This window comes from Stenotrophomonas sp. SMYL20, from assembly GCF_036320045.1.
Classification (GTDB): domain Bacteria; phylum Pseudomonadota; class Gammaproteobacteria; order Xanthomonadales; family Xanthomonadaceae; genus Stenotrophomonas; species Stenotrophomonas maltophilia_A.
Genome location: NZ_JAWIRT010000047.1, coordinates 1 through 11704, shown reverse-complemented (window position 1 = coordinate 11704; position 11704 = coordinate 1). Strand labels below are relative to the sequence as shown.

Annotated in this window: 8 protein-coding genes; 5 read left to right on the top strand and 3 right to left on the bottom strand. The window is 66.5% G+C overall.

What is annotated here, in order from left to right; all coding sequences use genetic code 11:
• Positions 1-326: 326 nt before the first annotated feature.
• The 3 genes from V3B48_RS21125 to fdnG are packed head-to-tail and all read right to left on the bottom strand — an operon-like array spanning position 327 to position 4967.
• Positions 327-974 (bottom strand): formate dehydrogenase subunit gamma, encoded by a 648-nt coding sequence (locus V3B48_RS21125; RefSeq protein ID WP_054172435.1) that lies wholly within the window; start codon positions 972-974, stop codon positions 327-329.
• Positions 971-1888 carry a formate dehydrogenase subunit beta gene (gene fdxH, locus V3B48_RS21120; protein ID WP_012481154.1) on the bottom strand — a complete coding sequence of 306 codons (918 nt, stop codon included), beginning with the start codon at positions 1886-1888 and terminating at the stop codon, positions 971-973. The genes V3B48_RS21125 and fdxH overlap by 4 nt, the downstream gene beginning before the upstream one ends.
• Positions 1889-1898: 10 nt before the next feature.
• Entirely contained in the window at positions 1899-4967 is a 3069-nt protein-coding gene (gene fdnG / locus V3B48_RS21115) for a formate dehydrogenase-N subunit alpha (protein ID WP_152593489.1), read from the bottom strand.
• 290 nt (positions 4968-5257) lie between these two features.
• Here fdnG and gmk point away from each other — a divergent pair, with 290 nt between their 5' ends.
• The 5 genes from gmk (at position 5258) to recG (ending at position 11421) form a co-directional block, all read left to right on the top strand.
• The gene (gene gmk / locus V3B48_RS21110) at positions 5258-5923 is read left to right on the top strand and encodes a guanylate kinase (protein ID WP_014038334.1); all 666 of its coding nucleotides are present in this window, start codon (positions 5258-5260) and stop codon (positions 5921-5923) included.
• 110 nt (positions 5924-6033) lie between these two features.
• Positions 6034-6333, top strand: coding sequence for a DNA-directed RNA polymerase subunit omega (rpoZ, locus tag V3B48_RS21105; protein WP_005410877.1), 300 nt, complete (start codon positions 6034-6036; stop codon positions 6331-6333).
• A 106-nt stretch (positions 6334-6439) separates the two neighbouring features.
• Entirely contained in the window at positions 6440-8602 is a 2163-nt protein-coding gene (locus V3B48_RS21100; RefSeq protein ID WP_019661980.1) for a bifunctional (p)ppGpp synthetase/guanosine-3',5'-bis(diphosphate) 3'-pyrophosphohydrolase, read from the top strand.
• Between the two features lie 313 nt (positions 8603-8915).
• Positions 8916-9302 (top strand): RidA family protein, encoded by a 387-nt coding sequence (locus tag V3B48_RS21095; RefSeq protein ID WP_005410875.1) that lies wholly within the window; start codon positions 8916-8918, stop codon positions 9300-9302.
• A 7-nt stretch (positions 9303-9309) separates the two neighbouring features.
• Positions 9310-11421 (top strand): ATP-dependent DNA helicase RecG, encoded by a 2112-nt coding sequence (gene recG / locus V3B48_RS21090; RefSeq protein ID WP_329894398.1) that lies wholly within the window; start codon positions 9310-9312, stop codon positions 11419-11421.
• Positions 11422-11704: the final 283 nt, after the last annotated feature.

The following is an 11704-nucleotide window of genomic DNA, read 5'->3' as shown; positions in this document are numbered from 1 at the left end:
CAATAGGGGGTCAGAGCCCGTTGCGCAGCAACGGGATCCGACCCCGGATAGCCTGACAGATCGCAGGAACCTGTCGAAGGCGGGGTGGGGCCGGTTGCGGGGGCGTGAGCCGCATGGGCCCGAGGCAGGCCTCGGGCGGGTTGGGCAGGACGCCCAACCCCGGTCTTGCCGTGTGCGCAGGACTGCGCACACGAGCAAGCGGCGACCGAGCTTACATGGACGTACTTGCAGCGGCCCCCGCAACCGGACCCACCCCGCCATCCCCCAGGAGACCCGCTTTTGACGTTGACGTTGATCCAGCGGGTGCAGGGCCGCAGGCCCTGCCGCTACCCCTCTTCCCGCCGTCCGCGCAGGATGTCCCGGAACCACTGCCGGTGATGCTTGTACGCCCACCCGTAGGTCACCTTGCCCTGGGTCATCGCCCGCACCGAGCCCTTGATCCAGATCGCTGCATAGATGTGCACCACGATCGCGCAGATCAGCACCCAGCCGAACAGCGCGTGGGCCAGCACCGAGAAGCGGATCACCCCGATCGGGAAGAAGTGGCTGAAGTACTGCCGCCAGATCACGAAGCCGGTCAGCAGCAGCGCCGACAGGCAACCGATGATCGCCCAGAACAGCAGCTTCTGGCCGGCATTGAAGCGACCCACCGGTGGCAGCTTCTCGTCCTCGTTGCGCAGTACATCGCGCATGCCGCGCATCCACTTGCCATCGTCGGCGGTCGGCAGATTGTCGCGCCACATGCGGAACGCCAGCAGCGCAAAGCCGACGACCATGGCCAGGCCGATGAACGGGTGCAGGATGCGCGTCCATGGCCCACCGCCAAACAACTGGGTCAGCGGGAACAGGGCAGGGTGGAACAACGCCAGCCCGGACAGCGCGGTCAACACGAAGCAGATCGCCACAATCCAGTGATTGATGCGGGTCGGCGCGCGGTAGCGGATGATCTGCCGCGGGTGCGGGGCGTACTTCATGGCCGCTGCTCCTCTTCGATCTTCTTCGCCTCGTGCTCGGCTTCCTCTTCTTCCTCGTCATTGACCGTGTTGCGGCCGATGCCGATGTAATGCAGGAAGCCGGCGAAGGCGGTAGCGGCAATCGCCAGCACGCCCAGCGGCTTGGCCACGCCCTTCCACACCTCCACCATCGGGCTGATGCGCGGGTCCTTCGGCAGGTCGGCATACAGTTCCGGCTTGTCCACGTGCTGCAGCACGTACATCACATGGGTGCCGCCCACACCCTGCGGGTCGTACAGGCCGGCGTTCTCGTAGCCACGCGATTTCAGGTCCTCCACGCGGCCGGCCGCGTGTTCGGTCATCGCCTGCTTGCTGCCGAAGGTGATCGCGCCGGTCGGGCAGGTCTTCACGCAGGCCGGTTCCTGGCCCACCGCCACCCGGTCCGAGCACAGCGTGCACTTGTAGGCCTTGTGGTCCTTCTTGGAGATGCGCGGCACGTCGAACGGGCAACCGGTCACGCAGTAGCCGCAGCCGATGCAGTTCTCTTCCTGGAAGTCGACGATGCCGTTGGCGTACTGGATGATCGCGCCCGGCGACGGGCAGGCCTTCAGGCAGCCCGGATCGCTGCAGTGCATGCAGCCTTCCTTGCGGATCAGCCACTCCAGCTTGCCCTTCTCGTCCTCGTACTCGCGGAACTTCATCACCGTCCACGACTGTTCGCTCAGGTCGGGCGGGTTGTCGTAGCTGCCAACGCAGCTGCCGACCTCGTCGCGCAGATCATTCCACTCCATGCAGGCGACCTGGCAGGCCTTGCAGCCGATGCACTTGCTCACATCGATCAGCTTGGCGACCTGGCCGGTGTGCGCGCCACGCGCCTCCGGCGAGGGCGTGGTGGTGGCCGAGCGGCGGATGATGTCCAGGGATTGCAGTGACATGGCGTGTCTCCTACACCTTCTCGACCTTGACCAGGATGCACTTCGATTCGGGCGTCTGCGAGTTGCCGTCACCGATGGCGTTGGTCAGCGTATTGGCGATGTATCCGGGCTTGGCCGCACCGAGGAAACCCCAGTGGATCGGCACGCCCACCTGGTGCACGGTTCTGCCATCAATCTGCAGGGCCTTGATGCGCTTGGTCACCATCGCCACCGCTTCGATGTGCCCGCGCTTGGAACTGACCCGCACGCGGCTGCCGTTGTTGATGCCCAGCTCATCGGCCAACGCCGCGCCGATCTCGACGAACTGCTCGGGCTGGATGATGGCGTTCAACTTGCCGTGCTTGGTCCAGAAGTGGAAATGCTCGGTCAGGCGGTAGGTGGTGGCTACATGCGGGAACTCGTCCGGCGAACCGATCTGTGCGCGATCGCTGGCGAACACGCGGGCCGCCGGGTTGTTCAACGTCAGTGCCTGGCCCGGGCTGAGCGGGTTGCTGCGCAGCGGGGTATCGAACGGTTCGTAGTGCTCCGGGAACGGCCCTTCGGCCATGCCAGCCTTGGCGAAGAAGCGGGCGATGCCTTCCGGGTTCATGATGAACGGGCCCATGCCGCCGGCGGGATCTTCATCCGCCTTGAAGTCCGGCACGTCCACGCTGCCCCAGTTTTTCCCGTTCCAGGCCAGCAGCGTGCGCCGCGGGTCGAACGGTTGGCCGGCCACGTCGCACGAGGCGCGGTTGTACATCACGCGGCGATTGGCCGGCCACGCCCAGGCCCAGCCCAGCGTGTTGCCGATGCCGGTGGGGTCGCTGTTGTCACGTCGCGCCATCATGTTGCCGGTCGGGCCCCAGGCGCCGATGTAGATCCAGCAGCCGGAGGAGGTGCTGCCGTCGTCGCGCAGGTCGCCGAATGCCGCCAGCTGCTCGCCGGCCTTGCGCACCAGCTTGGTCGGGTCCTTCGGATCGAACACGTCGGCCAGTGCCTTGCCGTTGTATTCCATCGCCAGTTCTTCCGGCGTCGGCAGTTCCGGGTTGGAGTACTTCCAGGCCAGGTCGCGCACCGGCTCCCACCACGCACCGCCGTCCTTTTCATACATCGCTTTGATGCGATGGAACAGCTCGGACATGATCTCGATGTCGCTGCGCGCTTCGCCCGGCGGATTGGCACCCTTCCAGTGCCACTGCAGCCAGCGCGAGGAGTTCACCACTGCACCGTTCTCCTCTGCGAAGGAGGTGGTCGGCAAGCGGAATACTTCGGTCTGGATCGCACTGGGATCAACATCGTTCAGTGCGCCGTGGTTCTGCCAGAACGCGATGGTCTCGGTTTCCAGCGGGTCCATGCTGACCATGAACTTCAGCTTGGAGAACGCGCTGATCAGCTTGCCCTTGTTCGGCGCCGAGGCCAGCGGGTTGAAGCCCTGGCAGATGTAGCCGTGGATCTTGCCCTCGTTCATCAGCTCGTACGCCTGCAGCATGTCGTACGGCTTGTCGAGCTTGGGCAGATGGTCGAAGCACCAGTTGTTGTCGGCGGTAGCGGCGTCGCCCCACCACGACTTCATCAGGCTGACGTGGAACTTCGGGTAGTTCTGCCAGAACGACATCTGGTTGGCGCGCAGCGGCTTCTGCGTGCGCTTGGCGATGTAGGCGTCGTAGTCCTGCTCGTCCTGCTTCGGCAGGGTCAGGTAGCCGGGCAGCAGGTCGGACATCAGGCCGATGTCGGTCAGGCCCTGGATGTTGGAATGCCCGCGCAGCGCGTTCATGCCACCGCCGGCCACGCCGATGTTGCCCAGCAGCAGCTGCACCATGGTGCCGGCACGAACGTTCTGCGCACCGATCGAGTGCTGCGTCCAGCCCAGCGCGTACAGGATGGTCATCGCCTTGTCCTTGCCGGCGGTGGACGCAATCATGTCCCAGACCTGGCGGATGCTGTCGGCGGGCGTGCCGCAGATGCGTTCGACCATCTCCACGGTGTAGCGCGCGTAGTGCTGCTTGAGCAGGTTGTAGACGCAGCGCGGGTCCTTCAGCGTCGGGTCGCTGCGCACGAAGCCATCGTCACCGTAGGCGTAGTCCCAGCTGGAACGGTCGTAGCTGCGCTTCTCCTCGTTGTAGCCCGAATACAGGCCGTCCTTGAAGGCGAATTCGTCCTTCACCAGGAACGACATGTCGGTGTAGTTCAGCACGTACTCGTGCTGGATGCGGTCCTCGGTCAACAGGTAGTTGATCAGGCCGCCCAGGAACACGATGTCGGTGCCGGTACGGATCGGCGCATACACATCGGCCACCGCGGCCGAGCGGTTGAAGCGCGGATCGACCACGATCAGCCGGGCCTTGTTGTGTGCCTTGGCCTCGGTCACCCATTTGAACCCGCACGGGTGTGCCTCGGCGGCATTGCCACCCATGATCAGGATCAGGTCGGCATTCTTGATGTCGACCCAGTGATTCGTCATCGCACCACGGCCTAGCGTCGGGGCAAGACCTGCCACCGTCGGGCCGTGTCAGACACGTGCCTGGTTGTCGAATGCCAGCATGCCAAGGGAGCGCACGACCTTGTGGGTCAGCACCGCGGTTTCATTGCTGGTCGCCGAGGCCGCCAGCATGCCGGTGGTCAGCCAGCGGTTGACCGTCTGCCCGGCCTCGTTCTTCTGCACGAAGTTCGCATCGCGGTCTTCCTTCATCAGCCGCGCGATGCGGTCCAGCGCATCGTCCCAGCTCAGCCGCTTCCACTCGTTCGAGCCCGGTGCGCGGTACTCGGGGTAGAGCAGGCGTGACTTGCTGTGGATGATGTCGGCCAGGCCGGCACCCTTCGGGCACAGCGTGCCGCGGTTGACCGGATGGTCCGGGTCACCCTCGATATGGAAGATGCTCGGCTCGGCGTTCTTGGCGCCATCGCCGAGGCTGTACATCAGGATGCCGCAGGCCACCGAACAATACGTACAGGTGTTGCGGGTCTCGGTCGCGCGGGTCAGCTTGTACTGCCTGACCTCCGCGAGCGCGATGCCGGGCGCGAAGCCCATCAATGCCAGGCTGGAGCCGACCAGGGTTGTCCCGGTCACTTTCAGGAACTGGCGGCGGCTCATCGATGGCATGCCGTTCTCCTGGGATGGCGGGGAGGCGCAGGCCTCCGGGCTGTCGTTGGGTACGGCCCGGTTATAGCACAGGCCCCCGCACGCCCATGTGGCACAAGGCCCGGCGTCTGCCGGACGGGCGCGCAACGCGGCCGCTCTGGTAAAGTTGCGTGCCCGCCCCCCGGGGAAGCGTCTGCCGGGCCTGGTTCCAGGATGTTCCGCGCAGCCCCCGCCGTCCTGGCGCGATCCTCCGCGCCGGATCTGGAACACCGAGGAAAAATTTTGCGAAATCAACCAGTTGGGTTCCGCGCATGAGCGCCCCGTCGAAGCCGTCGGACGCCGTTGCGCGCGGCACGCTGTACATCGTTGCCGCCCCGTCCGGTGCCGGCAAGAGCAGCATCGTCAATGCCACCCTGGCGCGTGACCCGCAGATCGCCCTGTCGATCTCCTTCACCTCGCGCGCGATGCGCCCGGGTGAGGTGAATGGCCAGCACTACCATTTCGTCTCTGCGGAGAAGTTCGAGGAAATGATCGCCGCCGGCGACTTCTTCGAGCATGCCTGGGTGCACGGTGACTGGAAGGGCACCGCCCGCCAGTCGGTGGAGCCGCAGCTGGCCGCCGGCCAGGACGTGCTGCTGGAAATCGACTGGCAGGGCGCGCAGCAGGTACGCCAGCTGGTGCCGGGCACGGTCACCGTGTTCATCCTGCCGCCGTCCAAGCAGGCCCTGCAGGACCGCATGCGCAAGCGCGGCCAGGACAGCGAGGCGGTCATCGCCCAGCGCCTGGGCGCCGCCCGTGACGAGATGCTGCACTTCAACGAGTTCGACTACGTGATCGTCAACGAGGTGTTCGACACCGCCGTGGACGAACTGTGCGCCATCTTCACCGCCAGCCGCCTGCGCCGGGAGGCCCAGAAGGTCCGCCACGCAGGCCTGATCCAAGCCTTGTTGACCCCCGATCCGGGCGCAACTGACTGATTCCAAAAGAATCGGGTAGGGGCTGGCTTGATTTTGTCCAGCCCCTGCCAGTACACTCCGTCCCCTTTCCCTCATTCGACTGAGCGGCCGACCGGTCGCCGGGAGCCCGTATGGCCCGCATCACCGTAGAAGATTGCCTGGAAGTCGTTAACAACCGTTTCGAACTGGTCATGATGGCTTCCAAGCGTGCCCGCCAGCTCGCCAACGGCGTGCAGGCCACGCTGGACAACAGCGAGACCGAGGACAAGCCGACCGTGCTGGCGCTGCGCGAAATCGCCGCCCGCAAGATCGACAACGCGCTGATCGACGAAGTCGAGAAGGCCGAGCGTGAGCGCGCCGAGCGCGAAGCGCTGGAGTGGGCTGCCGCGGAAGTGGTCGCCGACGAAGACATGTCCAAGAACGACGATTGATCGCATCGATCAACGCAATCGTTGGATGTGCCGAACAGCCCGCCCCGTGCGGGCTGTTTCGCATTCAGGATTTGCCGTAAACGTCGCGCTGGAATAGGCTTCGGGCATGAACCCAGGCCCCACTGCCAAGGTCGCCGCAGCCCCCGCTGCCGCCGTACCCGACTACGTCCTCCAGCTTGAACGCGCCGCCCATTACCTGCCGCCGGAACAGCTGCCGCTGTTGCGCCGTGCCTGGGAAGTCGGAGCCGCCGCACACGCCGGGCAGACGCGCAAGTCGGGCGAGCCCTATATCACCCATCCGGTGGCCGTGGCCCAGGTGCTGGCCGAGCTCGGCCTGGACGTGGAGGCGCTGATCGCCGCGATCCTGCACGACACCATCGAAGACACCCCGCTGACCCGTGAGGCGCTGGCCGCCGAGTTCGGCGAAGCCGTGGCCGAACTGGTCGACGGCGTGACCAAGCTGGACAAGCTGAAGTTCCGCGACCGCCAGGAAGCGGCCGCCGAGAGCTTCCGCAAGATGCTGCTGGCGATGTCGCGCGACCTGCGCGTGATCATGATCAAGCTGGCCGACCGCCTGCACAACATGCGCACGCTGGGCGCGCAGAGCCGCGAAGCGCGCGGCCGCATCGCCCGCGAGACGCTGGAGATCTATGCGCCCATCGCCCAGCGCCTGGGCATGAGCCTGGTCAAGAGCGAGCTGCAGAACCTCGGCTTCAAGGCGCTGTATCCGTGGCGCCACGCGATCCTGGAAAAGCACATCCGCAGCCAGCCGGTGGTCCGCCGCGAAGCGCTGGCGCAGGTGGAAGTGCAGCTGTCGCAGCGGTTGGCGAAGGAGGGCATCGAGCACCGCCTGGTCAGCCGCATCAAGACCCCGTGGAGCATCTACAACAAGATGCGCGACGAGAACAAAACCTTCGACCAGGTGATGGATGTGTTCGGCTTCCGCCTGGTCGTGCGCAGCGTGCCCAGCTGCTACCACGCGCTGGGCTCGGTGCATGCCACCTTCAAGCCGCTGGATGGTCGCTTCCGCGACTTCATCGCCATTCCCAAGGCCAACGGTTACCAGTCGCTGCACACGGTGCTGTTCGGGCCGTATGGCTCGCCGATCGAAGTGCAGATCCGTACCGAGGAAATGGACCTGATCGCCGAACGCGGCGTGGCCGCGCACTGGACCTACAAGTTCGGTGGCGATTCGCCCAACAGTGCACAGAGCCGCGCCCACGCCTGGATCGTCGAGCTGATCGACTCGCAGCGTGCCGCCGGTTCCTCGCTGGAATTCCTCGACAACGTCAAGGTCGACCTGTTCCCGGACGAGGTCTACCTGTTCACGCCGAAGGGCAAGATCCTGGCCCTGCCGCGCAATTCCACCGCGCTCGATTTCGCCTACGCCGTGCATACCGATGTCGGCAACATGGCGGTGGCTTCGCGCGTGGACAAGAAACTGGTGCCGCTGCGCACCAAGCTGGTGTCCGGGCAGTCGGTGGAGATCATCACCGCACGCTCGGCCACGCCGAAACCGCAGTGGCTGGAATTCGTGGTCACCAGCAAGGCGCGCACCGCCATCCGCCACCAGCTCAAGCAGCTGGAGCACGAAGACGCCGTGCAGCTGGGCCATCGCATGCTCGACCGTGCGCTGGAAGCGATGGATTCGTCGCTGGAGCGGCTGCCGAAGGGGCGCCTGGATGCGTTCCTGGCCGAACACCGCTTCCCGCGCCTGGAGGCGCTGCTGGCCGAGGTCGCACTGGGCAACTGGATGCCGACCCAGGCCGCGCAGGCGCTGATGGCCTATGCCGAACTGCGTGGCGGCCCGCACTCGCGCCACCATTCGCAGGAGAAGATCCTGATCAATGGCAGCGAGCGTGGCGTGGTCACCTTCGCTGGCTGCTGCCAGCCGATTCCCGGCGACGAGATCATGGGTTACCACACCGCCGGCAAGGGCATCGTGGTGCACCGCATGGACTGCCCGAACCTGGCCGAGCTGCGCAAGTCGCCCGAGCGCTGGGTGCCGATCGGCTGGGATACCACCGTCTCCGGCGACTACGACACCTCGCTGGTGGTGGAAGTGGAGAACGGCACCGGCGTGCTGGCGCAGCTGGCCGCCGCCATCGCACAGAGCCATTCCAACATCGAGCGCGTGGACTACCTGGACCGCGACTTCAACGCCGCCGTGCTGGCGTTCAACATCCAGGTCCGCGACCGCAACCACCTGGCCGAAGTGATGCGCCGCCTGCGCCGCCTGTCGGTCGTGCAGTCGGTACGCCGCCAGTAGATCCACGCCATGCGTGGATGATTGCGCACTCGCCGGGAATGGCCCGTCGCTACCGGTTGCATCGCAGTAGATCCATGCCAAGCGTGGATGTTCCCGGTAGTGCCGGCCGCTGGCCGGCAACTTCCCGGTGCTTCCGACGTTCATGGGGTTGCCGGCCGCCGCGCCCCCCCCTCGCGGTGCGCCGCGTGGGGGGGGCGGCGCCCCCCCCCCCCCCGCCACTACCGAAGCGGCGCGGTAGATCCACGCCATGCGTGGATGCGCCCCCACCCGGTACAATCACCGCTCTGTTTTCCCCCAAGCACCGGAGCGACCCATGTCCCGCCAGATCATCAACACCGAAAAGGCCCCCGCCGCCATCGGCCCGTACTCGCAGGCCGTGCGCGCCGGCAACACCGTGTACTTCTCCGGCCAGATCCCGCTCGATCCGGCTACCGGCGACATCGTCGGCGCCGGTGACGTCGAAGCACAGGCCCGCCGCGCCTTCGACAACCTCAAGGCCGTGGCCGAAGCCGCTGGCGGCTCGCTGGACAAGGTCGTGCGCCTGGGCCTGTACCTGACCGACCTGGGCGAGTTCGCCAAGGTCAATGCGGTCATGCAGGACTACTTCCAGGCCCCGTACCCGGCCCGTTCCACCATCGAAGTCTCCGGCCTGCCGAAGGGCGCCAACTTCGAGGTCGACGCGGTGATGGTCATCGACTGACCGCCACGTGGCACGCAAGGCGGCGGTCACCCCGGTCCTGTCACCGTCCGGCGAAGCATCCCTGGCGATGCTCGCTGGCGTCGGTCCGGCCGTGGCCGCCAAACTGCAGGCGCGTGGCCTGGCCACCCTGCAGGATCTCTGGCTTCATCTGCCGCTGCGCTATGAAGACCGGACCCGGCTGACCCGCATCGAAGACCTGCGCAACGGCGTGCCGGCGCAGGTGGAAGGGCGGGTGGTCGCGGTCGAGCGCGGCATGCGCTACCGGCCGATGCTGAAGGTCGCCGTGGAGGATGAAGGGCAGGGCACCCTGGTGCTGCGCTTCTTCCATTTCCGCCAGCAGCAGGTCGGCCAGTTCGCGGTCGGCAACCGGCTGCGCTGCTTCGGCACGCCCAAACCGGGCCAGCTCGGTCTGGAAATCGTCCACCCCAGCTACCAGGTGCTGGGCCGCAACGACGATCCCGAACTCGGCGACCGCCTCGACCCGGTGTATCCCACCGTCGAAGGCGTCGGTCCGATGACCATGCGCAAGCTGATCGGCCAGGCGCTGGACCGCCTGCCCGAGGAAAGCGCGCTGGAACTGCTGCCCAGCGGCTGGCTCGATGGCCTCGGCCTGCCGTCACTGCGCAGCGCGCTGCTGACCGTGCACCGGCCGCCACCAGATGCCGATCTGGCCGCGCTGGCCGCAGGCACCCATCCGGCGCAGCGTCGCCTGGCGATGGAAGAACTGCTGGCCCATCACCTCAGCCTGCGTCGTCAGCGCATCGCCTTGCAGGCGCACCATGCGCCGCCGCTGGCCGGCCCCGGCAAGCTGGCCAAGGCGCTGCTGAAGCAGCTGCCGTTCGCGCTGACCGGCGCACAGGCGCGCGTGTTCAAGCAGATCCGTGAAGACCTCGCGCGCCCCAGCCCGATGCTGCGGCTGGTGCAGGGCGACGTCGGTTCCGGCAAGACCGTGGTGGCCGCACTGGCCGCGATGCTGGCAGTCGAGCAGGGCAAGCAGGTCGCATTGGCCGCCCCCACCGAACTGCTGGCCGAGCAGCATCTCAACAACCTGCGCGGCTGGCTGGAACCGCTGGGCGTGCGTATCGCCTGGCTGGCCGGCAAGGTCACCGGCAAGGCGCGCGCCAAGGTGATGGAGCAGGTCGCCAACGGCGAAGCGCAGGTGGTGGTCGGCACCCACGCGCTGATGCAGGAGGCGGTGGTTTTCCAGGATCTGGCGCTGGCCATCGTCGATGAGCAGCACCGCTTCGGCGTGCACCAGCGGCTGGCCCTGCGCGACAAAGGCGCGGGCGGCAACAGCGTGCCGCACCAGCTGGTGATGACTGCCACGCCGATTCCACGCACGCTGGCGATGTCCGAATACGCGGATCTGGATGTGTCGGCCATTGACGAACTGCCGCCGGGCCGCACCCCGGTGCAGACCGTGGCACTCAACAACGATCGTCGTCCCGAGCTGATCGAGCGCATCGCGCTGGCCTGCCAGGAAGGGCGGCAGGTGTACTGGGTGTGCACGCTCATCGAGGAAAGCGAAGAGCTCGACGCCACCCCGGCGCAGGCCACCTACGAATCGCTGCAGGCGCTGCTGCCGGGCGTGCGCGTGGGGCTGGTGCATGGCCGCCTGAAGGCCGCCGAGAAGCTGGCGACGATGGTGGCGTTCAAGGCGGGTGAGATCGATCTGCTGGTGGCGACCACGGTCATCGAAGTGGGCGTGGACGTACCGAACGCTTCGCTGATGGTGATCGAGAATGCCGAGCGCCTCGGCCTGGCCCAGCTGCACCAGTTGCGCGGCCGCGTGGGCCGCGGTTCGGCGGTGTCGCGCTGCGTGCTGCTGTACCAGGCGCCGCTTTCGCAGATGGCGCGCGAGCGTTTGCAGACCATGCGCGAAACCAACGATGGCTTCGTCATCGCCGAGAAGGATCTGGAGCTGCGTGGCCCGGGCGAACTGCTCGGTACCCGCCAGACCGGCCTGGCTGGCTTCCGCATTGCCGACTTGGCCCGCGATGCCGGCCTGCTGCCCGGCGTGCATGACCTGGCCGAGCGCCTGCTGGACCAGCAACCCGCGCTGGCCGATCGCGTGGTGCAACGCTGGATCGGCACCGCCGTGCGTTACGCCTCGGCGTAATGCCGCATTGGTGGGTGTGGACCCTGGTCCACACATCCCCGCATGGCGTGGATCTACTGCGCGCCGCGCGCGTGAGTCGAGCATGGCGCGACTCTACAGACAGCCTTTTCGATCATCTCGTGGATATGTCGACCAAGGTCGACACCTACCAGAGCAGAACGCCGTTCCGACAGACTGCAGAAATCTGTCGAAGGCGGGGTGGGTCCGGTTGCGGGGGCGTGAGCCGCATGGATGCGGCGACCGAGCTTACATGGACGTACTTGCAGCGTCCCCCGCAACCGGA